Source organism: Nitrospirae bacterium YQR-1, assembly GCA_039908095.1.
Taxonomy (GTDB): domain Bacteria; phylum Nitrospirota; class Thermodesulfovibrionia; order Thermodesulfovibrionales; family Magnetobacteriaceae; genus Magnetomonas.
On record JAMOBJ010000011.1, the window covers coordinates 16,308 to 40,226 of the forward strand.

Genomic DNA, 23,919 nt, shown 5'->3' on the forward strand with positions numbered 1-23,919 from the left:
TTTTTTAAAATTTTTTTATATTACTGCAATGTGCAAAATTCAGTTGATCTTTTTTATGACTGAAATCGTCACGTTGTCAGCACTGTTGTTAAGAAACTCTCTCCAAGTTCTTGTTTAATAAGGATAATCTATTTTACATCACCTCAGTCCGGTAATATGCCTCTCCTTCCCCCTTTCTACAAACCGGCGGAGTTATTGAGCTCATATATTTGATTGAAATTATCAGAGACCTTTGCAAAGACATTCAGAACATCGGGGTCAAAGTGCTGAGGGAGTGTTCTGCCGTCACCTTCCGTGATTATTCTGACAACTTCATTATGCTCAAGGGGTGGTTTGTAGGGGCGTTTCATGGCCAAAGCGTCGTACTGGTCGCAGATGATGACAATTCGTGCCTCAAGTGGTATATCAGTACCTTTGAGAGCTCTGGGGTAGCCGGTACCGTCCCATTTTTCGTGGTGGCAGTAGGCTATATCTTCAGCCATTTGGATTCTTGCGTATTTTGAACCGGCAAGAATTCTAGCTCCAATTTCGGTGTGTGACTTCATAGTCTCAAACTCCTCGTGAGTAAGCGGGCCGGACTTTAAAAGAATGCTGTCTTTTATTCCGATTTTCCCTATATCGTGCAACTGGGCGCCAAATGCAATGGAACTTATAAAGTCCTCCGGCATACCCATTTCCCTTGCAAGGCACTCGGCGTAGAGCCCGATTCTGACAATGTGGCTGCCGGTGTCTGTGTCCTTTTGCTCACTTGCCGCCACAAGCCGCTGCATTAACTCGTTACCTAAACTTGTAACCAGCTCTATAACATCGGAAAGCTCCCTTGTCTTGTCCTTTACCGCTTCCTCAAGGAGTCTCTTGTAGTCATTTTCATATCTTCTAACCCAAATCTTATCAACAATGTCTTTGAGAACATCTATGATTTTGCCGGCGTCAATGGGTTTTAAAACAAAGTTGCTTATATTTATGTTTATTAGGTCTATAAGAAACTGTGACTCATCATGGGCTGAGGTAACCATTATGGGTTGTGTACTTTGAATTTTCTTTATCCGTGTTGCCATTTCTATGCCGTTCATAACAGGCATTCTGATATCCGTTATAACAAGGTCGTAGGAACCGGCGGCGAATTTGTCCAACCCTTCCCTGCCGTTTGACGCCGTGTCTATTTTTCCGAAAAATCTGGACAGTAGTCTTACTGTGTTCTTCTGAAGATGGACGTCATCCTCCACATACAGTACCGATAAGCCCTTTGCATGTGCTGATAATTCTTTAACCTTTTCTGCATCTATCATATGTCATCAGTCTCCTCTCTTTCTAACGGAAGTTTTATGGTAAAACATGCGCCGTCTCTGATATTTTTCACAGTCAGAGTGCCCCTGCAGTGTTTTTCTATAATCGTTTTTGACATATAAAGCCCTAGCCCCGTGCCCCCTGAGTCTTCTTTTGTAGTAAAGTACGGCTCGAATATCTTATCTGTTAAATCCTCCGGTATGCCGCCGGCATTGTTGGAAAGCTCAATAAAAATGTTGCCGTTGTCCTCATACCCTCCTATTACAATAGTCGGAGTTGGTATCTCTTTCTCCATCAAAATGTCCTGAGCATTTTTCAGAATATTTAAGATGACCTGAATAAGTTCGTTAGGATAAGTGAGTATAGCGGTTTTATAAGAGTACTCCCTGCGTACCTCTATGGTTTTATACTCGATGGATTTTCCAATAATTTTCAAAGCCTGCTCTATTATGTAGTCAGGCATAACGGTTTCCATCTTTTTTGTCGGACTGAAAAAATTTTTAAAATCATTAATCGTGCTTGACAGATACTGTGCCTGTTCATTAACTCTGTCCAGGGATTCATTGAATTCGTTTATATCAGGCCGCCCAATGGCACAAGCCACCTGCATGTCGGCCACAATGGTGCTTATAGAGGAAAGGGGCTGTCTCCACTGGTGTGCTATCATAGAGAGCATCTCTCCCATGGCTGCAAGTTTTGACTGTTGAATCAGCATACGTTCAGTCTGTGTGCGCTGTGCCGACTCCAAAACAAATGAGATCATATCCGAAACCGATGAGACAAACTCCTGTGCCTCCATGCTCCACACCAAAGGGGTCTCTGTTTGCTCGCAACAGATAACGCCGGCAATGTCTCCCTTGTGGTTTATGCCGGCATCCATCATGGACACTATGTTAAGGGGTTTGAGGTAACTCTCTGTGAATTCCGCGGTACGGGGGTCTGTGAGGGCATATGAGGCATTTATAATACGGTTGTTCTTTAGCGCATTAAAATAAATAGGATAATCCACAGATTTCAGGATGAAATCCGACTCATACGCTTCCTCATCCGCTTTATAAAGACAGTGGCAGTGTATTGCTGTTTTATCCTTGTCAAATAGCCATATACTTACACGCGCAACACCGATAGTCTCAGATACAAGTCGGGTTATTGTTTTAAATGCTGAGTCAGAGTCTGAAAGGTCTTTACGGCTCAAATAAAGCAGGGCATCCCTGTAGTGCAATTGCTCGGTATTTCTTTTTAGTGCAATGTCTTCCTTTTCCATGCGAATCCAGATTTCTTTCACAAGGTCCTCGTTTGTGTTTGTGAGCTGTTGTGTTTGCTCCTTAAGTTTTGAATCATATTTTCGCAGTTCTTCAGCCATTTTATTATAAGCTACGGCAAGGTCCTCGATTTCATCACCGGTTGCAATGTTCATTCTGTAGTCAAGATTTCCGGCTGCGACACTCTTTATACCCTCAATAAGGGACTTTATCGGCTTTGTTGTTCTTCTTGATATAATCAATGCTGCAAGTGTCACTATAAGCAGAATTAATGGAATTGCGGCGGCTATCATCCTCTGAAGATGTTTCATCTGGATATTTACCTCTGTGGCCGCCTTCTCTATACCGGTTGAGAGTTTAACACGTGTTTTTGACGCTACAGAGGTTATCTCATCCACCGGCATTACCACACACAGTATCCAGCCTGTGGTTTTCAGCGTGGAGTAAGCAATGTATTTCTCCTCTGAATCTATTATTGCAGTGATTATCCCTGAACCCTCCGTTTTAATTTCCTTCATAATTGTTTTTATAATCTCATCACCATTTTTTGTAAAATCCTCATTTATCAGCACATCGTTCCATTTCTTATTAGTAACCGTCATGCCGGGCCAACTGACCAATTTGTCCTTTCCGTCTATGAGAAACGAATAGCCCTCATCGCCGACTCTGGTGTTTATTATATCATCATTTAGTGCATGGATAGTGACGTCAGCCCCTGTCACCCCTGCAAGGGTGCCGTCAGGGTAAAAAAACGCTTTAGCACATGTGATAATCAGCTCGTTTGTTCCGGCATCAAGGTAGGGCAAGGTCCATGTGATTGTTTTTTTCTCAGCCGCCGACAGATACCACGACCGGGCTCTGTGGTCATATGCCGGTTGGAGTCCGTCACCCCAGGGGTATGTACGTATTATCCCGGATTTTGTTCCAATATAAATGTAAAATAAATGGCGGTTGGTTGGAAAAACAGACTTAAAAATATCATCCAAATGGCTTGTCAGCTTCAACTCACTGTTTACATCCTCCGGTTTTACACCCGGCGACAGTGCATATGACGATGCAGAGTATATATCTACCGGTTTTTCAAACTGAGAGTACGATATATTCCAGCCCTTTGGGGACTTAAGGCTGTATAGGTCAGTGGCATATCCAGACATAACATTTACTCCATCCTCCACCTTTTGCAGAAACATGTCTATTATGAGTGCCCTGTAACGGGCCGTTTGGAGGAGATGTTTTTCCGCTTCACTTCTGAGGTTATCAATGCTGTCCTGTACTGCCTGCTGCCCTAAACCTGCATTTACAGCCTTTGTAAAATTACTAAGTTCAACCATGCCGTGCAATATTATATAGCTGAAAAGAAGTAATGATAACAGTGAAAGCCCTGCAAGTGACAATAATATCTTTGTGCTGATTCTCATTTTAGTCACACGGTGTTATGAATAGCGTCAAGATTTAATTGTTTTGCTTTTGCTGCAAGCTCTTTTTTGCCTTTACATGCGCCATATCCAGCATCGACTCGTGCCGGGAGCTAAAAACTAAACGACTCGGTAGAGCTGTCTATCATCTTATCAAGGTCCAGCATAATTATAAGCCTGTCCTGCAGCTTTGCTATTCCATAAATAAACTCGGTGCTGATATCTGTAGCCATTGGAGGCGTGGGTTCCACAATGTTTGCAGGCACTCTCAGAACCTCCGATACAGCATCCACTATCAATCCCATCGTAACTCCCTTTAAGTCAACAATCATTATTTTAGCGTTTTCACTGTCTTCTAAGTCAGGAATACTGAATTTCTTACGGAGATTCACCACCGGTATAACCTTGCCGCGCAGGTTTATAACTCCCTCCACAAACGGCGGGGCATTTGGTACCATCGTTATTGACGTCATCCTGTTGATTTCCTGTACCGTCAAAATATCCACCGCATACTCCTCTGTGCCCAGAGTAAAGGTGACAAGCTGAAGTACGTTTTCTGTTGCTGTAAAGGGCTCCATAATTTATGCCTCCCTGTATGATTAATTATCTTACCAAAAAAACACAAAATTCCAAACAGATATAATCACGCCATATTGAACATTATACATTAACCGGTTGTAATAATAAAAGGGAAAAAGCTTAAATCGAATTAATAATCTCCCCTGCTATCTCTGAAAGAGGCACTACTTTATCGGCAAGCCCCGATTCAACTACAAATTTCGGCATACCAAAGACAACACAAGTGTCCTCATCCTGAGCCAGAGTTCTTCCCCCTGAGTCCTTGATAGCCTTCATACCCTTAAATCCATCATTACCCATGCCTGTCAATATTACACCGAGACAAGCCCCGGGTATTGCAGCATTAGCGGTTAACATCATAACGTCAACAGATGGTTTATAAATATATGCAGGGTCCTCCCCAATGCTGACAAATTTGTCAAATCCTCTCTTAGTGATACTCATGTGGCCGGTGCCGGGGGCTACATAAACTACGCCGTTTTCTATCTTTTCACCGTGCTTTGCTTCTTTTACCGGCAGCCGGCTCAGTTGACAAAGCCGCTCGGCAAAAGGACCTGTGAAATTAGCCGGCATGTGCTGAGATATTATCACGGGCACTGAGAAGTTTTTGGGCAGAAGCGGCACTATAGTCTGAAGCGCCTTTGGTCCTCCCGTAGAGGTACCTATTGCAACCAATTGGATACGTTTGGATGACGTAAACTGCACAGAATGGGTTGCCGGCTCCGACACTGTGGCAGCCGCTCTGCCCGATGCAGGAATTCCAGCCCTTAGAGGTGGTAATCTCCTCGGTATTTTGAATTTTTTGCTGCCAATCTGCTTAAGTTTATCCAGCAGCATGTCTTTTATGTTTACTATGTTGACGGAAAGTTCGGAGAGGTTCTTTGGAATAAAATCCACCGCACCCAGCTCAAGTGCCTCTAATGTAGTCTTAGCTCCCTCAGTTGTAAGAGAGCTTACCATTATTACAGGCAGAGGGTTGCTCTCCATGATGGCTTTAAGTGCCTCAAGGCCGTTCATACGCGGCATCTCTACATCCAGTGTGATGATATCGGGTTTCAACAGGGCAATTTTTTCCAGCGCCTCTATGCCGTCTGAAGCTGTCCCTACCACCTGGATTTCCGGGTCCCTGGCTATCAAGCTCTTTATGGTGTTTCGCATAAAGGCGGAATCATCCACTATCAATACTTTTATTTTTTTATCCGGGGCCTGTATCATATTTAAACTGTTAACCGTGCTTAACGCCGCTAAACATCACAGATGGGTCCAAAATCAAAACGACCTTTCCATCTCCTGTTATTGTAGCCCCGGCTACACCATCTGCGCTTCCTGAAAATCCCTCTATTGATTTAATAACCACCTCTTCCTGTCCATAAAGCTTATCCACCATTAGTCCATACTTCCTCTCTCCGATTAATATGACTACCAGATACATCTTTCCCTCAGTATCAGAGGAGCGCTCTATGAAAAACTTATCTGCAAGCCTATGCACCGGCACTATCTCATCCCTGAGAATGACAGTCTCCTGCCCTCTGATAGTCTTAATATCCTTGTCGGCTAAACGTACCGTTTCAACAACAGAGGCAAGCGGAATTGCAAAGACCTCCTTGCCGACTCCTACCATAAGTGCCTGTATTATGGCAAGCGTAAGGGGCAGCCGTATTAAGAAGCGTGACCCCCTGCCTTTTTCCGTATCTATTGTGATTACGCCGTTTAACTTATCTATATTGGTCTTGACCACATCCATGCCGACCCCTCTGCCGGAGACGTCTGAGACCTCTTTGGCTGTGGAAAAACCCGGCAAAAGAATAAAATCCAAAATCTCCTTGATAGAGAGTTTATCGAGTTCATCGTACGTTGAGAGGCCTTTTTCCACAATTTTTTCTTTCAGCATTTCATGGTCTATCCCCTTGCCATCGTCCTCAATAGCCAGCACTATGTTATTGCCTTCCTGATATGCTGAAAGCATTACAGTGCCGGATTTTGGCTTTCCTGCGGCTTCTCTGACTTTTGGCATCTCTATTCCGTGATCTACAGAGTTTCTTATTAAATGTACAAGGGGGTCGCCTATTTCCTCAATTATTGACTTGTCAAGTTCAGTGTCCTCTCCAAAGAGCTTTAACTCAACATCTTTGTTAAGCTGCCGGGCAAGGTCCCTGACCATACGCGGAAACCTGTTAAAGACCTTCTTTATGGGCTGCATCCTTGTCTTCATTACTGCTATCTGAAGGTCGGTAGTTATAAGGTTTATAAAAGAGGTCAACTCTGTAAGAGGAGCAAAGTCCTCGCTGTCCTGATATTTTAGTTCAAGCGTGGTTGATATTTTCATAAGCCTGTTTCTTGCTAAAACCAATTCACCGACAAGGTTAAGCACATTATCCAGCCGCTCAACATCCACCCTGATTGTTTGCTCCACCTGTTGGGGTTTGTCTGACCTCTCCGGTGACGGCGGCGGGGCTTGTTTGTTGAGAGCTCTCGTTACCTGCTCTTTAGAGGTCCTCTCTGTAGCAGTTAAAATTTCTCCCACTTTGGGTACCTCACCAATATCTACCGACTCTTTGATCAGCTCCTGAATTTTGAGCGCCTCATCAACGTCATCCTCTGTAATCATGCCCTGTTCGATAAGGATTTCACCCACTTGTTTAACACTTGAAGAGGCAGCGCGCTCTGATTCAAGCTCTGCCAGCAGATCCTCATCCATTACCACCGGCTCATCAGAATCGGGTATATCACGGCCTGACTGAGAGGACACAGGCGCTCCATGAGCTGCTCCGTCATTTATTACGCTAAGACGGCTGACCAGATCGGTTATATCCTCCTCCATTCCATCCTTTTGCTTGATATGCTCTAAAAGCACCTTTACCATGTCTATAGACTCAAGAATCACATCCATAATGTCGGGTTCTAAGAGCAACTCTCCGTCTTTTATTTTTTTCAGTACGCTTTCCGTTATGTGTGTTACATCCACCATTTGGTTAAAACCTAAAAACCCGGAAGCTCCCTTTATAGTGTGAACGGAGCGGAATATACTGTTGACCAAATCCTGATTGTCTCTGGCAGACTCAAGTTCTACAAATTTCTGATTTAAATCATCAACAAGCTCCGTTGTCTCTATCAAAAAATCATTTATTATTTCATCCATTTCGTCAGACAAGCCAGATTCCCTCCCCTTGTGTTATTTTTATTTTTGAAGAGCATTATATTTATCAGAACCCAAACTCGGCAAGCAGTGCATCCACATCGCTCTGGTCCGACACTATGCTTTCCGATGGTTTTATGTGCGGCCCGTGAGGTTTGTCCACAGGCGATGCCGCCGGTTGTTTTGCATCCACCCTCACCCCAAACATCATAACGAGCTTTACCAACTGATCCTCTAAGTCTCTGACAAGCCTTATAACTTTTCTTAGTATCTGTCCCGTCAAATCCTGAAACTCCTGAGCCAGCATTATCTCAAGAAAATCACTATTCATATCATTTAGTTCCTGTTTTAAAAAAGCAGGAAAACCATTATTCTCATCTTTAACGTTGGTTGTTTGATGTAATTTTTGAAAACTATCTATCTCAGCAAGCAATTCTGTTATTTTAGCCTGATTCTTCTCTGCGATACTTATAGTCCTGTTTGCAGAGTCTTCAGTTTTGGTTATTACCCATTCAAGGTTGTCACTGGCTTCCGACATCTCACCCTCAGCCAGATTTTTTAACTTAGGATTTAGTAAATATTTAAATTCTTTGATGGAATCATGCAGGCGGCGGGTCATCTTTCCAATCTCTGAAAACATTTCACGATCTCCGAAGCTTGAAAGTTCCTCAATCGCTTTCTCGGCAGACTCTATATCTCCACCGGCAAACGATTCCAGCAGCTTATTGACATTTTCCATCAATCTGAGAGTCAAATCCTCATCAAGTCCTTTGTTTGCAGTACTCTTGTGGATGGCATCACGAACCTCTTTTACAAAAAAGTCTCCACCCATTGTTGTTACTCTCTTTGTGACAACAATATCACCGTCTGCGGTACACTCGGAGTTTACTATGTCCTCGCCAATCAGAGAAATCTCCTCTAAGCTTAATAACTTAGTAAGGTCAAGCATCAGAACCATTCTGCCGGCACCAAGGTTTGCCACCCCCTTTAAGCATCCGTCGGAGTTTGTTCCAACAAAACCCACGTCATTGACGATAGTCCCTTCATCTATGTTCATTACTCCGGTTATGGAATCCACCTTAACGCCGAAGATAATGCGTCCCAGGTTTACCACTATTACATTGCCCTCACCATGTGAGCCGGTGTCAAAGAGCCCCAGCTTTTGCCTTAAATCTATAATGGTAATCGTCTTACCGCGCAAACTGATTATACCAAGCACGAAGTCCCTGCAGTGGGGCAAAACCGTGGTCTGCGCCGGTTTCATTATTTCCTGTACAATCAGTATGGGAATAACATACTCTTCCCTGCCAATGTTAAAACCTATGTATTGACCCATATCTCCTCCGGCGGCGGAATTACTTTTTCAACTTCTCAAATATTTTATCCAATTTTTCCTTAAGCACATCCGAGGTGAAAGGTTTGATGACGTAATTATTTACACCGGCCTTGACTGCCTCAATAACCTGCTCTTTTTCCGCCTCGGCAGTTACCAGAAGCACGGGGAGCGCTTTTAATTTAGCATCCGCCCTGACTCTTTTCAGTAATTCCAGTCCTGTAACATTAGGCATATTCCAGTCGGTTATCAGAAAATCAAAATCTCCATTTTTGAGTTTAGTAAATGCCTGTTCACCGTCCTCCGCCTCTTCAATTTTTTCGTACCCGAGCTGCTTTAAAATGTTTTTAATAATTCTTCTCATTGTTGAGAAATCATCCACTACCAGAATTCTCATGTTTTTGTCATAAGGCATTAAAATTACCTCCAGAAATTAAGTTTTTTTTACAAAGTTTTTGACAGCTCTATTAAGTGAATCCGCTGATACCGGCTTTACCATATAACCGTTTGCACCTGCTGCCACAGCTTTATTCTTTTCAACCTCATCATTTTCCGTGGTTATCATTATAACCGGAATCTCTCTAAAAGAAGTATCCGCTTTAAGCGTTTTTATCAGCTCTATCCCATCCATAAACGGCATATTGAGGTCAGTCAGGATTAAATCCACTTCATTGACAGCGAGTTTTTCTATAGCGTCAAGGCCGTTTTCAGCAAATACGGATTGATGGCCGCCGCCTTTAAGATAGAGGCCTAGTATCTTGCGTGTAGTCTTATCGTCATCCACTACCATTATCCTCATACCCTGCCCTCCCTCCTATGCCTTTTGATACACCACGGTTTTATCTATAATTGCAGGTTTAAACGCCCTTGTCACATCATGCAGAGACTCAGCCATTCCTATAAAAAAATAACCGCCGTTTTTCAGCGATTCATAGATACTTGTCACTACAGAGACCTTCGCTTTTTTATCGAAATATATTAGCACATTTCTACACAGAACTACATCTATATCCCGTATGGTTCTCATTTTAGATGCGTCAAGAAGGTTTATCTGGACAAATTTCACCTTTGAGCGGACATCTGCATTTAAAGCATAAGCGTTTCCATCTGCTTGTTTAAAGTATTTTTTTAAATAGTTCGGTGGAATATTTCTGGTTGAGTACTGTCCGTAGGTGGCCTCTCTGGCCTTTTGCAGCACAGATTCACTTAAATCTGAGGCCAATACCTCAAATTTAATGCCGGCTGTTTTAGGATTTTCCATCAGCATCATTGCTATTGTATAGGGCTCCTCTCCGGTAGAGCTGGCCGCCGACCAGATTTTTAAAGTTGCAGACTTTGACTCAGACCGTATTTTGGGTATTATCTGTCCCGTTAAAACCTCCAATTGTTGCAGCTCTCTAAAAAAAAATGTCTCATTTGTTGTTATTTTATCAAAAAGAACATTAAGTTCACTGATGCTGTTATTATATTTCAGCATATACAGGTAATCGTCAAAACTGGCCAGCTTATTTTCCTCAACCCTCTTGCTTAATCTGTTTTCTATAAAGTACTTCTTCGTATCCGGTATATATATGCCACTTTTTTCATATATGAAGTCTCTGAAGTTTCTAAAAGTTTCATCCTTAAGGGCAATCATAAAGCTGATAGTACCTCTTCAATACGCTGCCTGAGAGCATCATCCGTATGGTCTTTTAACGGATAAAGTGCCTCATAAGCAACATGGCCGCCCAAAGAGGCCAGTGCGTCAATTGCCCCCATTATAACGAGATTTTCGTGATCATTAAGTGCCTCCGTTAGTACACCGGTAAACTCATCACCCTTTGAAGCGGCAAGACTCTTTAACGCATAAAACCTCACCCACATATCATTATCTTTAACAGCCCTCAGCAGCCCTTCAATAAAAACAGCGTTCTGGTTTAAAGTCATTGCCGCCGAACGCCTTAATTCCACATCAGGGTCCTCCAACAGCTCACCAAGCCTGTCAAATGCGCCGCTTAGATTAAACGAGCCAAGCCGTGAAACCGCCGCTATTTTAACATTTTTACTGTTGTCTTTAGAGAGGTCAAGGAGCAGCTCCAGCTCCTGCGTATATTTTGCGATATAAATTTTAAAATTGTCAGGGTAAGAGGAGGCTTTGTGCAGAAACTTGGATGAATCCATAGACAACAGTGCCTTAACGCCCTCGTCAACAACGTCCTCGTAAGTCTCCCTGCTTATCAGCTCAAGTATAGGTAAAAATGCTTTTTTGGCTTTCAGTTTTCTCAGTGCATAGATGCTCTGTTTTCTGACGTGGCCGTCATCATCGGAAAGTGCCTCTATCAGCGGTTCCACACAGCTCTCGTCTGCTATTTCAACCAGCGACTGAGCCGCCTCCCTGCGAATATCTCTGAGAGAGCTTCTCCTAAGTAGTGTCACCAGGGGAGCAACGGCCTCGACACATTTTAATTTCCCCAGTGTTTCCAATAAAATAGCCATGCCTCTGAACTTAAAACCATTGTAATCAAGAAGACAAAGCAGGGTGGGGCAGTCGGCTATCTTTACAACAGCATCTTTTATGATTGCAACATGTTCTTCATTTTCAGGATTGGAAGTGTCCAGAGAGCCGGCTAAATCCAAAAGATTATACAAAGAGTCTTTATCTTTTATTATAGTGAGGCCTGAGATGGCGGCAAGTTTATCCTCCCAGTCATCACTGCTCAGCATTTCTCTTAGGTCTTGAGCAAGGAAACCCATTTCAGGCTCTATCCCCAGCTTAACCAGGCTTTTTACAGCGACTGATTTAGTAATGGGGTCGGTATTGAGGGTACATTCAATAATGGCTTCCCTGGATTGTTTTGAGGGAATTCTACCGAGAGTTTCAAAGGCTGCAAACTTCAGCACCTGAGACGGGCTGTTGCAGAGATTACTGATAGAGGCCACTGCTTCCTCACGCTCCATAGTGCCAAGGGCTTCAAGGGCGGTGAAGGCTACCCATTCCTCCTCATCTGAAAGCGCCTCCTCGAGATACCTCACCGTCTCTTTTATGTTTAAAAGGCCTAATGAGCGGCACGTGGCAGCTCTTACATTTGCGTTTTCATCTTTAAGCATAGGGACTAACAGCTTGTAATCAACTCCAGTTCTTATATCACCTAGCAAATCCACGGCAAACTTCCGCATGTCGTCGTCACTGTCGGTTAAGAGGTCGTATAGAAACGGTACAGATATCTCGCCAAGGTCTTTAAGAATTAACAGAGCGGCATTTCTCTGAGAAGCCTCTTTTCGTAAAACCGGTATGGTCATATAAGCTACTGCCTCAGTGCCTATTTTTATTAAAGACTGGGCTGCAGAGTCTTGCACTGCAAGGCTTGAGTCAAAGAGTGCCTTTATTAACGGATAAATTGCACACTCACCACCCTCACCAAGCATCGAGGCCGCCTGCCGCCTTTTGGATACATCGGCATGGTTGAGATGTTCTTTTAATTTATCTAATTTCGCCTTGTTCATTTTTATACCTGTGTATTATATAATGCAATATGTGGTAAAATCAAATAGCTGTTTTGTGTTTATTTTGTTTTACTCTTTATCTACAAAAATAATTTGGATGTATCGGCAATATAAATGAAAAATAAGAAAGGACATGCAGAAAAAGTAGAGAGTTTCTTTAACAGTCTTTCTATGGAGTGGGAGAGAAACTATGAAGCGGACGGAATAATGGCCGAAAGAGCAGGAAGATTTACCGGAGCACTCACAGAAAGACTGCCATCAGGCTCTCTTGTGCTTGATTTTGGTTGTGGAAGCGGGGATTTGACTAATTGCCTGCTGGAGGCGGGGTTTCAGATGCACGGCTATGATCTCTCAGAGATGATGATAAAAAGAGCACGTGAGAGATATGAATCTTCCGGTATAATATTTACATGCTCAGGCGCTGACTTTACACAAAAGCTGCCATATGATGACGGCACCTTTGACGCTGTAACAGCCTCAAGCGTATTTGAGTACATAGAAGACCCTGTTAGTTATTTCAAAGAGATATTTCGTTTGTTAAAACCCGGTGGATTTTTTATTTTAACCGTCCCTGACAACAGACACACGGAAAGAATAAAAGAGAAAAAGAAAGTAAAATTCTATAATAAAAAAATCATAAGTTATTTCATAAAATTTCTGCCGGATATAATCACAAAGCGCTTGAACACTGATTTTTACAGGATTTCAAAAACGAGGCCTGAGATTGAAACATGGGTAGAGATGTTAAGGCTCTGTGGTTTTACAGTTGAAAGCGTGCCGCAGTGTTATGCCCCGCTTGTTTTATTAGTAGCAACGTGCTGATGGTCACTTATGTTACCGCAAGCGTATTACCACCTTCTATAAGCCTCTCTATGGCTTCTGCAGAAAAAATTGCACTCTGTTTTATCTGCCATGGTGTCCGGTAGATTTTTTTTTATGATTTTGCTATAATTAAATTATGCCTGTTACGATGGTGCCGGAAGTTTTAAGAGGAACGCTTGGAGATGAAGCAAGCAAAGCTCTGGCTGAATTAATCAATGAAGTAAATATAGAAGCGCGTAAAGATGCACTGGCCTTAGCGGAAGAGCGCCTTGAACGAAGACTTACCATAGAGATAGGGAAAGTCAGAGAGGATATGGCGCGTTTTGAGGGCAGGCAGAATGAAGCTTTGTTAAAATTGGAGGGCAGGCAAACTGAGGCTTTATTAAAATTAGAGGGCAGGCAGAATGAAGCTTTGTTAAAATTGGAGGGCAGGCAAACTGAGGCTATAAGTAAAGTCAGAGAAGACATGGCAAAGTTTGAAGGCAAGCAAACTGAAGCTATGGCAAAGTTGAGAGAGGACATGGCACTGTTTGAAGGCAAGCAAACTGAAGCTATGGCAAAGTTGAGAGAGGACATGGCACTGTTTGAAGGCAAGCAAACTGAAGCTATATTAAAATTAGAGGTTAGGCAAAACGAGGCTATAAGTAAAGTCAGAGAGGATATGGCACAGTTGGAAGGCAGACTTCTTGCGGCTATAACAAAGTCAGAGGGCAGGCAAACTGAGGCTATAAGTAAAGTCAGAGAAGACATGGCACAGTTAGAGGGCAGGCAAAGCGAGGCTATAGCAAAGTTAGAGGGAAATCTGCGTATAGACATTGAAAAATCCGGCAGGGAAAACATAAAATGGATGTTTTTATTCTGGATCGGCCAGCTTGCAGCAATGGCTGCTATTTTCAAATTCCTGATTAAGTAAACCTACACATAATTATAAAGTACTTTAAAATCTTCTAACGGTGCCTTTGCGATATTGTTTGCCGTTTAATCTCCGGCTTTTTTCTTAACGATAACATACATTATCCCGTGGTCTTTCATAACACCGGCTTGTGCCTCGGCTTCTTTGCCCCCACCCCAGAAAAAGTCAGCCCTGCCCGGGCCTTTGATTGCCCCGCCTGTGTCCATACAAAGGGCAAACCGCATAAGCGGGACTGCGGTAGCTGTTTTACCGTCTGAGCTGAATTGTGCCTTATAAGATGATACAAAGACAAGAGAGCCAAGAGGAAAGACCGACTTATCAACTGCTATGTTTCTGCCTGCAACAAGGGGCATTGCGGCAGCCCCAACAGCAGGCTCTTTTGATTCCTTAAAAAACACATAGCTGGGATTATAGGAAATCACGCGGTCTGTCTCTTCTGGATGTTCCCTCAGATACTTCTTGATGGCTTGAGCGGTCACCTCACTTAAAGGAATCTTACCCTCATCGGCAAGAAGTTTTCCAATGCTTTTGTATGCGTGGCCGTTTCCTCCGCTGTAACCAACGTTTACACTTTTGCCGTCTTCAAACTCTATTATTCCTGAACCCTGAACCTGTAAAAAGAACAAATCCACCTTGTCATCCACCCAAAACAGCTCTAACCCTCTGCCCTCAAGTGCGCCTTTCATTATTTCACCGTTTGTATAGTAGGGCAGCATTTTGGTGCCGATAACACGTCCGACAATGGTCTCTCCTTTGAAGTGTTCTTTAAAAGAACTAAGCTCTGCTGTTATACGGTCAGGCGGGGTGGCATAGAGAGGGTATCGGTAGCGGGCGGTTTTTACCTTGCTGCCTTTTAATGCCGGCAAGTAGTATCCGGTAAAAAAAATACTACCTCCGGCGTCTGACCCTGTGGCTGCATAGACGGCGAAGTGCTCCTTTATACGCCGGTTTAGAAGATTAAAATCACCTTCCGTCTCATTTATCAAAGTAAGAAAATACGACAGGGATTCTTTTAATTCCCTGATTGTATAGACATCCCTTGCATACCTGACCGTGTCGTTTTCATTTAGCTTGCTCAGGTACTTGATGGAGCGGGTTATGGCTTCTTTCAGGGACTGCATGGAGTAGTCATCGGAAAAGCCCGGAAAACGCTCCGGTCCCAGACGCATCAACGCATCCCCCTCCACAGGGAATTGAGGAGGCCCCTCATAAGGGGGTCTCATAGTAACCACACAACCAAACAACGCTGTTAAAAAAAGACAACTTAAAATAACCGGTTTATATTTAAACTTGAGTAGTTTCATAAAGGTACCCTCCATACTATTTTTCTACTTGCATATATTATAAACTAAGCTAACTGATTGAATAAAGAAGTAAGTGATGTGTACGAAAAAATCGTACGGTTGTGAATGAGAGCACCAAACTGTAAAAAATGTTAGAATATTGCTGTGATTACGGAAAGTTTACATCAAAAGTGCAAAGGGCTTGACTGTCAGCCGGTTGCAGGCATTTTTGATTTGATGAGTGCTGACAATGCAGCTGTGGTAAGGGCGGTAGAGGCGGCAAGGGAGCCAATTTGCAGAGCTATCGAGGATGCGTATAATACGATAAGGGCAGGAGGAACGCTGCTCTATGTCGGGGCAGGCACCAGCGGGCGGCTTGGTGTGCTGGATGCCTCCGAGATGTTTCCCACATTTAGCGCCCCACCCTCTATGATACAGGCTGTGATAGCCGGCGGTGCCGATGCTCTGACCATGCCCATTGAGGGAGCCGAGGACAGCGCAGAGGCCGGCACAGAGGCTGTTAAAATGATCACAGCAAATGATATGGTTTTGGGAATAACCGCCTCAGGCACTGCGCCGTATGTCATTGCCGCCCTGAAAGAGGCAAAACACAGGGGCGCTAAAATATGGCTTCTGACCTGTAACGATTGCACCTGTGATTTTTGCCCCGATGTAATTAATATTGTAACCGGCCCTGAGCTTATCGCAGGCTCAACCCGCCTTAAAGCAGGCACTGCCACTAAAATGGCACTCAATATGATTTCAACAATAACTATGATTAAGCTGGGAAGAGTGTATGACGGTTACATGGTTGATGTAATACCCTCCAACAAAAAGCTTAAAAAACGGGCTGCAAGAATAATCTCGGAGATTACGGGCTGCTCAAAAGAACGGGCTGCCGGGTTGATTTCAGAAAGTGGTGGAAACCCTAAGACCGCTGTTTTAATGGAACTCAGGAAGCTAAGCAAAGAAGAGGCCGCAATTGCCTTGCAAAACTCCGGCGGATCACTGAGAGCCGCACTGAAATGCTGAATATGGGCGGCTCAGGGAGCAAAAAAATCATCGGCCTAATGTCCGGCACTTCCCATGACGGGGTGGACGCCGCTGTGGTTGAGATTACAGATACCGCCGGTGACAACGCACTCAAAACTGATTTGCTTTATCATATACATAAAAAGTATCCTGAAAAATTGCGGATAAAAATACGTGCCGCCTTTAGCGGCAATACGGAAACCATATGCAGGCTTAACTTTGAGCTTGGTGAGTTCTTTGCGCTTTGTGTGAATCAGTTGATTGCCGGCTGTGGAATTAAAAAAGATGATATTGCCGTTGTTGCCTCACACGGGCAGACCATCTATCATATACCGCCCATTGGGGGAAAGGGCGGCAGCACTCTTCAAATCGGAGAGTCCTCAATAATCGCCGCACGCACGGGCTTAGCCGTCGTGTCCGATTTCCGGCCAAAGGACATGGCCTATGGGGGACAGGGCGCCCCGCTTGTGCCCATTGCTGACTATCTGCTCTTTAGTAAGCCGGGTGTTGTGAGGGCTGTGGTAAATATCGGCGGAATGGCAAATGCCACAATCTTAAATGGGAATATCGAAAACACGGTAGCATTTGACACAGGGCCGGGTAATTCCCTGATTGATGAGATGATAGTGCTCAAAACCAACGGTAAGCTCAGCTTTGATAACGGCGGCGGCATTGCAAGAAATGGAACTCCGGATAAACGCCTTTTGAGTGAACTTTTGAGCCATCCGTATTTAAGAAAAAAGCCTCCGAAATCCACAGGCAGGGAAACTTTCGGCAGAGCACTTTCTGAGAATATTTGCAACCGCTACAGAGACCTGCGGTACGATGACCTCATCTCCACTCTTACCCATTTTACAGCTAAAACGATATTTAATTCCATCAAGCCCTACCGGCCCGTGGAGGTTATAGTGACAGGAGGGGGCGTTAGAAACGAGTTTCTGATGGAACTAATAAGCAGTATGTTTTTGCCGGAGGGCGCGGATGTTAAAAACATATCTGAATACGGGATACCACCGGAGGCTAAAGAGGCGGTAAGTTTTGCAATTATCGGCTACAGAACCCTCAAAGGTCTGCCGGGTAACGTACCGTCGGCAACGGGCGCTCTGAGTGGTACAATACTTGGTAAACTTACACTGCCGTAAGAAATACTTGATACCAAGTTGCATTCATTCGATTAACTTTGTTGGCTTTGCCGCAAGCTCCTTGACGTCTCCCCTAAAGCCAACGAAGTTAGATGATTGAATGCAGCTTAGCAAACAAAGATTATAGTGGATGAGACGGAACTTAAAAAAAGATTTATTTGTAAATAATTTAACGATATAAAGTATAGATTTATTTTTTTAATTTTTGTATAATAGCACGATGTTTGAATTTAAAAGAATAAAACGGCTGCCACCGTATGTTTTTGCAATCGTAAATAACCTCAAATATGAAGCAAGACGGCGCGGAGAGGACATAATAGACCTCGGTATGGGCAACCCCGACTTGCCGACCCCTGACCACATTGTAAGCAAACTGCGGGAGTCATCCAAGAACCCTAAAAACCACCGTTACTCGGCCTCACGCGGCATAACTCAACTCAGAATGGCTATTTGCGAGTGGTATGAAAGAAGATATAACGTTTATCTCGACCCTGATGTAAACACTGTTGTTACAATAGGCTCAAAAGAGGGCTTAAGCCATTTGGCTCTGGCTGTAATAGAGCCCGGGGATGTTGCTCTTACTCCCACACCGGCATATCCTATCCATCCTTACGCTGTGATAATTGCCGGAGGGCAGGTTAGAAATATACCTATCGGCCCCGGAATCGATTTCTTTGAAGAGATGGAAAATGCCTACAGAAATTCGTGGCCCCGCCCTAAACTGCTTATTATTAATTTCCCGCATAATCCCACCACTGAGGTCGTGGATGGACTGGATTTCTTTGAAAAAGTCGTGGATTTTGCCAAAGAAAATAAACTGCTTGTGGTACACGATCTTGCATATGCCGACCTTGTGTTTGACGGGTATAAGGCTCCCAGCTTTTTACAGGTTAAGGGAGCACTTGATGTCGGAGTTGAGTTTTTCTCTATGACAAAAAGTTACTCCATGGCCGGCTGGAGAATGGGTTTTTGCTCCGGCAACAAGGAAGTTGTGGGGGCACTTACTAAAATTAAAAGTTATCTCGATTACGGAACATTTCAGCCGATTCAGATAGCCTCCATTGTCGCCCTCAGAGGCAAACAGGACTGTGTTAATAAAATTGCGGAAACCTACGAAAAACGCAGAAACGTACTCATTGACGGCCTTAAACGTGCCGGCTGGGACATCCCCGCACCGAAGGCTACAATGTTTGTCTGGGCACAGATACCGGAAGAGTTCAGAAAACTTGGTTCCCTTGAATTTTCAAAACTGATAATGATGGAGGCTAAGGTGGCGGTGTCACCGGGAATTGGTTTTGGAGAGGGTGGGGACGATTACGTACGTTTTGCCCTTGTCGAAAATGAGCAGAGAATCAAGCAAGCCGTAAAGGGAATTAAAAAGTTTCTGTCAAAATGATGACCCTCAATGTCGGCATTATCGGGCTTGGTACAGTGGGAGGCGGCACTGCTAAAATTCTCCTCAACAATACTGCTTTAATACAAAGCCGCTTAGGTTTAAACATCCGCCTTAAGAAAATATCCGATCTGGATATCGAAAGAGACCGCGGATTTAGCATTCCCGAGGGCATACTGACCAAAGACGCCTACGAAATAATCAACGACCCCGAAATATCCGTTGTAGTGGAACTCATAGGCGGTATAAATCCCGCAAAAAAATTCATCATAGATGCGCTGAAAAATGGAAAGCACGTAGTTACAGCAAATAAAGCGCTTTTAGCGACCCATGGAACCGATATATTTGAAGCTGCTACTGAAAACAAACGCATTGTCGGATTTGAAGCCGCCGTAGCCGGAGGCATCCCCATTATAAAGGTGATAAGGGAAGGGCTTGCCGCTAATAACATTCTATCCATATACGGCATAATAAACGGCACATCCAACTACATTTTAACAAAGATGACTAAAGAGGGTGCAGAGTTTGCCAAAACCCTTGCTGAGGCCCAACGCCTTGGGTATGCCGAGGCCGACCCCACTTTTGACATAGAGGGTATTGATACCGCCCATAAGCTGACACTTTTAGCATCGCTCTCATATGGTATCCCCCTTTCGTTTGACAGTATTTACAAAGAGGGTATTACCGCCATAACCCCCGAGGACATTCAATATGCCGCCGAGCTCGGATATAAAATAAAACTGCTTGCCATAGCTAAAGTTGCCGGAGGTGAAATAGAACTCCGCGTGCATCCGACCATGATACCGGATAGTTTTATGATATCCAAGGTGGATGATGTTCTAAATGCCGTCTATGTAACCGGAGATGCTGTCGGTGAGACTATGTATTATGGGCGCGGCGCAGGTGATATGCCCACAGGAAGCGCCGTTGTAAGCGACATAATGGACATTGCCAAAAACCCAAATGCCCCGCTTACACAGGTTATAGGTTCGCAAAGAACGGAATTTAAAATAAAAGACATAAAAGACACCGAGACGATGTACTATTTTCGCTTTACCGCTCTTGACAAGCCCGGCGTACTCTCTAAAATATCCGGCACATTAGGGCAACACAACATCAGCATTTCCGCCGTGATTCAAAAAGAACGTCGTGCAGGTGAGGCAGTCCCTCTTGTGGTTTTAACCCATAAGGCCATCGAGAGTAATGTTACAAAAGCGATAAGTGAAATAGACACTATGCCGATAGTCTGCGCTAAAACAAAATTTATACGGGTAGAGGGTAGAGAATAATCCCCCCCGGGGAGGCATCAAAATGGAAGAAATCCTTCCGGATAAGAAAATAGATATAAGAGGGCTTAAGTGCCCATATACTTTTGTCAGATCAAAACTCACCATAGAGGCAATGGAGTTGGGACAGGTGCTGGAGATATTGCTTGATTATCAGGAGGCCTCAAACAGCATCCCCAAGTCTATGGAAGACCACGGCCATAAGGTTTTAAGAGTTGAAAAAATAAGCGACAAAGACTGGATAATTCTTATACGAAAAGAAAAAGAATAGTTTTTTATATACAGGTTATTTAAGGAGATGCAATGGATTTTACAGAAGAGCAAATTCTTCGCTACAGCAGACACATAATCCTGCCTGAGATAGGTGGCAAAGGACAGGCAAAAATAGCTAAAGCAAAGGTCTTCATAATCGGAGCTGGCGGGTTAGGCTGTCCGGTCGGCTTTTTTTTAACTGCGGCAGGGGTTGGCACTATAGCAATGATTGATGACGACTACGTGGAGTTAAGTAACCTGCAAAGACAGATTGCCCACAGCACCCGCACCATCGGAATGCCTAAGGTGGACTCCGCAAGGGCTACCTTTGAGGCCCTCAACCCTGATATTGATTTCATTGCGCTTAAGCAGAGAATTACCGCTGAAAATATAATGGAACTAATTGGAGACTATGACATCGTGGTGGATGGAAGTGACAACTTTCCTACCAGATACCTTATAAATGATGCTTGCGTGTTGATGGGAAAACCACTGGCAAGTGCTGCAATATTAAGATTTGAGGGGCAGGTGACAACGATAATTCCAGGAGAGGGACACTGCTACCGCTGCCTGTTTGAAGAGATGCCCCCGCCGGGCCTTGTGCCTTCATGTCAGGAGGCTGGGGTGCTGGGAGTGCTGCCCGGTATTATCGGCGGTCTTCAAGCTATGGAGGTTCTTAAGATAATACTTGGCAAGGGAGACGTGTTAAAGGAATCTCTACTTATTTTTGACGCTCTGAAGACTACTTTCAGGAAAGTAAAAGTACCCAGAAACCCGGACTGTGCGGTTTGTGGAAAAAATCCGACGATTACCTCTTTAGACGGGGCGGCCTATGGCGGGGATTATTGCCACATTTAGACGGGGCAAGACATAATCTCCGCCTTAAAGTGTTGTATTACTACCCTGTTGGAGCAATCTGCAAGACTGCTTTGTACAGTTTTGGATATAGAAAATGCCCGGAATTATTCGATAACGCCAACCTAATGCACTCGCTCCACATGCCCATGAAATACATAGATTATCGTTATTACCAACTGTTGTGGAGCAATCTACAAGATTGCTCAAACGGAAGAGATATTTAAAATGGGGAAAAAACTGGATTGTCGCTCAAAGGCTGCAATGACAGATAAAAAAAGCCCCCTTGTTGGAGCTTCAATTGAGAGAGGGGAAGACTGACCACAGCAGTGGAAAAACCCGTTCAAATAATAATAGAGCCGGAAAAAGGAACGGCTAACTTCTTTCATGAACTCTATGAATACCGTGAGCTTTTGGTATTTCTCTCTTTGAGGGATATCCTCGTACGCTACAAACAGACCGTCTTCGGTGTGGCATGGGCAGTGATGAGACCGGTTCTGACTATGGCGATTTTCACTTTTATATTCGGTAACCTGGCTCATATGCCCTCACACGGCATACCATACCCTGTACTGGTTTTTGCCGCCATGCTTCCGTGGCAGTTTTTCGCCAACACAGTGGCTGAAAGCAGTAACTCCCTTATCGCAAATGAAAACATGGTCTCAAAGGTCTATTTCCCAAAAATAATCATACCTACCTCCTCTATGATGGTTAGTTTGCTGGACTTTTTTATTTCTTTTGCAATCTTAATCACTATGATGCTCTATTATAAAATGTGGTTTAATTCAAGGTTTCTCTTTTTTCCTCTTTATCTCTTGCTGTTAGTTTTTTTATCTCTGGGAATCGGTTACTGGATATCCGCCCTGAATGTGAAATACAGGGACTTTCGATATATAGTGCCATTTGCACTGCAGGTTGGCCTCTATGTTACCCCTGTGGGGTTTTCAAGTGCCGTTGTGCCGGATAAGTGGAAGTTTCTATACGCACTAAACCCAATGGTTGGCATTGTTGACGGTTTCAGGTGGGTGTTATTGGGCAATTCCATTGAACTATACACGGGGGGAATCTATCTGTCGGTTTCCTGCACTTTTTTGATATTGCTGACAGGCATTTGGTTTTTTAATAAAAATGAATCGTCCTTTGCAGATATAATCTGATGGCACAAATAATTACAGTTGAAAATCTTGGTAAAAGGTACATAATAAAACACCGTGGTGCAGGCAACTATAAGACCCTGCGTGAGTCGGCCTCTGATGCAATAAAGGGGATTTTCAAAAAATCAAAGGACGATAGTCAATCTGACACCGAGTTATGGGCACTAAGGGATATTAATTTAGAGGTAAATGCCGGTGAGAGGTTAGGTGTTATAGGACGAAACGGCGCAGGGAAAAGCACATTGCTTAAAATCTTAAGCCGTATCACTGCCCCTACACAGGGCCGTGCAATTCTCAGAGGACGTGTAGGCAGTCTCCTTGAGGTAGGAACCGGATTTCATCAGGAATTAACCGGCCGTGAGAATATCTACTTAAACGGTGCAGTGTTGGGAATGAAGAAACAGGAGATAAAAGCAAATTTTGATAAAATTGTGGAATTTGCAGGCATCGAGCAATTTCTCGATACACCTGTTAAAAGATACTCATCGGGGATGTATGTGCGGCTGGCCTTTGCAGTATCGGCGCATATGGACACGGACATCCTGCTTGTTGATGAGGTTTTGGCCGTTGGAGACATTAACTTTAGAAAAAAGTGTATGCAGCGGATGAGGGAAATAAATACTGAGACCGGACGGACGATTTTATTTGTCAGCCACGATATGTCCAGTGTGAGGCAAATATGCCAAAGAGCAATAGTCATATCGGAGGGAAAAATTCTAAAAGATGGCAATGTCAATGAAACCACAGTGTTTTATGAGCAAAATGCTCTCTACGGCTCAGAGGTCTCCCCTGCCGATGTGCTGAGAAAACCGCAAAAGAGCCTGTTTTATATTTCAAGAGTACAGTTAAGAGATATGGATAACAATACCGGCAACAGATTTGAGACGGGACAGAGCATGGAGCTTCACATATGGGCGGAGGGCGAACCTCCGATAGATAACTTCACGGTGGGGTTTGATATCTTTGGAGAGGGCGGTGAAAAGTTGGCTTACGGCACGGCTAATCCCATGTGCGGCTGTTTTTTTAACAAAACAGACCGGTACTTTGTTTGTACCATAGGAGCGCTTCCTCTGACAACCGGCAAGTATTTTATTACGCTGACTACCGGAATATGGGGTATGCAACACTGGGATATCTGGCCACACGCCGTCTCCTTTACTATTACACACTGTGACCCGTACAAGACAGGATTTGATATTAATGCCGTTGATGTGCCACTGTTTATCAACCAGAGGTGGAGAGGCATGGGAGTGGAGTAAACAGGGAAGCTACAGAGCTTCAAGCAAATATCT

The 23,919-nt window shown here is 43.9% G+C and carries 21 protein-coding genes and 1 pseudogene; 10 read left to right on the top strand and 12 right to left on the bottom strand.

From position 1 onward, the window contains the following. Positions 1-176: 176 nt before the first annotated feature. From H7844_07235 to H7844_07285, 11 genes and pseudogenes are all read right to left on the bottom strand, one after another. Positions 177-1,289, bottom strand: coding sequence for a response regulator (locus H7844_07235; protein MEO5357074.1), 1,113 nt, complete (start codon positions 1,287-1,289; stop codon positions 177-179). After that, complete coding sequence (locus tag H7844_07240) at positions 1,286-3,967, bottom strand: ATP-binding protein (protein ID MEO5357075.1); 2,682 nt, start codon at positions 3,965-3,967, stop codon at positions 1,286-1,288. The genes H7844_07235 and H7844_07240 overlap by 4 nt, the downstream gene beginning before the upstream one ends. An 8-nt stretch (positions 3,968-3,975) precedes the next feature. Next, a pseudogene (locus H7844_07245) lies at positions 3,976-4,068 on the bottom strand (NADH peroxidase). A 9-nt stretch (positions 4,069-4,077) separates the two neighbouring features. Next, positions 4,078-4,542, bottom strand: coding sequence for a chemotaxis protein CheW (locus H7844_07250; GenBank protein ID MEO5357076.1), 465 nt, complete (start codon positions 4,540-4,542; stop codon positions 4,078-4,080). A 121-nt stretch (positions 4,543-4,663) separates the two neighbouring features. Then, complete coding sequence (locus H7844_07255; GenBank protein ID MEO5357077.1) at positions 4,664-5,758, bottom strand: chemotaxis response regulator protein-glutamate methylesterase; 1,095 nt, start codon at positions 5,756-5,758, stop codon at positions 4,664-4,666. 10 nt (positions 5,759-5,768) lie between these two features. Then, positions 5,769-7,694, bottom strand: coding sequence for a chemotaxis protein CheA (locus H7844_07260; GenBank protein MEO5357078.1), 1,926 nt, complete (start codon positions 7,692-7,694; stop codon positions 5,769-5,771). A gap of 52 nt (positions 7,695-7,746) precedes the next feature. Next, positions 7,747-9,015, bottom strand: coding sequence for a protein phosphatase CheZ (locus H7844_07265; GenBank protein MEO5357079.1), 1,269 nt, complete (start codon positions 9,013-9,015; stop codon positions 7,747-7,749). Positions 9,016-9,034: 19 nt separating this feature from the next. Then, positions 9,035-9,427, bottom strand: coding sequence for a chemotaxis response regulator CheY (cheY, locus tag H7844_07270; GenBank protein MEO5357080.1), 393 nt, complete (start codon positions 9,425-9,427; stop codon positions 9,035-9,037). An 18-nt stretch (positions 9,428-9,445) separates the two neighbouring features. After that, complete coding sequence (locus tag H7844_07275) at positions 9,446-9,811, bottom strand: response regulator (protein MEO5357081.1); 366 nt, start codon at positions 9,809-9,811, stop codon at positions 9,446-9,448. A gap of 15 nt (positions 9,812-9,826) precedes the next feature. Next, positions 9,827-10,648 carry a protein-glutamate O-methyltransferase CheR gene (locus H7844_07280; protein MEO5357082.1) on the bottom strand — a complete coding sequence of 274 codons (822 nt, stop codon included), beginning with the start codon at positions 10,646-10,648 and terminating at the stop codon, positions 9,827-9,829. Further along, positions 10,645-12,495: a HEAT repeat domain-containing protein gene (locus H7844_07285; protein MEO5357083.1), complete on the bottom strand. Its 1,851-nt coding sequence runs from the start codon at positions 12,493-12,495 to the stop codon at positions 10,645-10,647. The genes H7844_07280 and H7844_07285 overlap by 4 nt, the downstream gene beginning before the upstream one ends. 114 nt (positions 12,496-12,609) lie before the next feature. On the opposite strand from H7844_07285, the gene H7844_07290 reads away from it, so the two are divergent. Together H7844_07290 and H7844_07295 are read left to right on the top strand one after the other, a co-directional pair. After that, positions 12,610-13,317, top strand: a complete 708-nt coding sequence (locus H7844_07290; protein ID MEO5357084.1) for a class I SAM-dependent methyltransferase — start codon at positions 12,610-12,612, stop codon at positions 13,315-13,317. A gap of 148 nt (positions 13,318-13,465) precedes the next feature. After that, positions 13,466-14,230, top strand: a complete 765-nt coding sequence (locus H7844_07295; protein MEO5357085.1) for a hypothetical protein — start codon at positions 13,466-13,468, stop codon at positions 14,228-14,230. A gap of 65 nt (positions 14,231-14,295) precedes the next feature. Here H7844_07295 and H7844_07300 read toward each other — a convergent pair whose 3' ends face one another. Next, complete coding sequence (locus H7844_07300; protein ID MEO5357086.1) at positions 14,296-15,534, bottom strand: MltA domain-containing protein; 1,239 nt, start codon at positions 15,532-15,534, stop codon at positions 14,296-14,298. 144 nt (positions 15,535-15,678) lie between these two features. Here H7844_07300 and murQ point away from each other — a divergent pair, with 144 nt between their 5' ends. The 8 genes from murQ (at position 15,679) to H7844_07340 (ending at position 23,886) form a co-directional block, all read left to right on the top strand. After that, entirely contained in the window at positions 15,679-16,545 is an 867-nt protein-coding gene (murQ, locus tag H7844_07305) for an N-acetylmuramic acid 6-phosphate etherase (GenBank protein MEO5357087.1), read from the top strand. Next, positions 16,539-17,687 (top strand): anhydro-N-acetylmuramic acid kinase, encoded by a 1,149-nt coding sequence (locus tag H7844_07310; protein MEO5357088.1) that lies wholly within the window; start codon positions 16,539-16,541, stop codon positions 17,685-17,687. Before murQ ends, H7844_07310 begins: the two co-directional genes overlap by 7 nt. Before the next feature lie 220 nt (positions 17,688-17,907). Then, positions 17,908-19,083: an aminotransferase class I/II-fold pyridoxal phosphate-dependent enzyme gene (locus tag H7844_07315; protein ID MEO5357089.1), complete on the top strand. Its 1,176-nt coding sequence runs from the start codon at positions 17,908-17,910 to the stop codon at positions 19,081-19,083. Next, positions 19,080-20,369 (top strand): homoserine dehydrogenase, encoded by a 1,290-nt coding sequence (locus H7844_07320; GenBank protein MEO5357090.1) that lies wholly within the window; start codon positions 19,080-19,082, stop codon positions 20,367-20,369. The genes H7844_07315 and H7844_07320 overlap by 4 nt, the downstream gene beginning before the upstream one ends. Before the next feature lie 22 nt (positions 20,370-20,391). Then, positions 20,392-20,637, top strand: a complete 246-nt coding sequence (locus H7844_07325) for a sulfurtransferase TusA family protein (GenBank protein MEO5357091.1) — start codon at positions 20,392-20,394, stop codon at positions 20,635-20,637. A 32-nt stretch (positions 20,638-20,669) separates the two neighbouring features. Then, a complete protein-coding gene (gene moeB / locus H7844_07330) occupies positions 20,670-21,476 on the top strand; it encodes a molybdopterin-synthase adenylyltransferase MoeB (protein MEO5357092.1) in 807 nt (268 codons plus the stop codon). Positions 21,477-21,802: 326 nt separating this feature from the next. After that, the gene (locus H7844_07335) at positions 21,803-22,630 is read left to right on the top strand and encodes an ABC transporter permease (GenBank protein ID MEO5357093.1); all 828 of its coding nucleotides are present in this window, start codon (positions 21,803-21,805) and stop codon (positions 22,628-22,630) included. After that, on the top strand, positions 22,627-23,886 hold the full coding sequence (locus H7844_07340; GenBank protein ID MEO5357094.1) for an ABC transporter ATP-binding protein: 1,260 nt from the start codon (positions 22,627-22,629) through the stop codon (positions 23,884-23,886). Before H7844_07335 ends, H7844_07340 begins: the two co-directional genes overlap by 4 nt. Positions 23,887-23,919 lie beyond the last annotated feature (33 nt).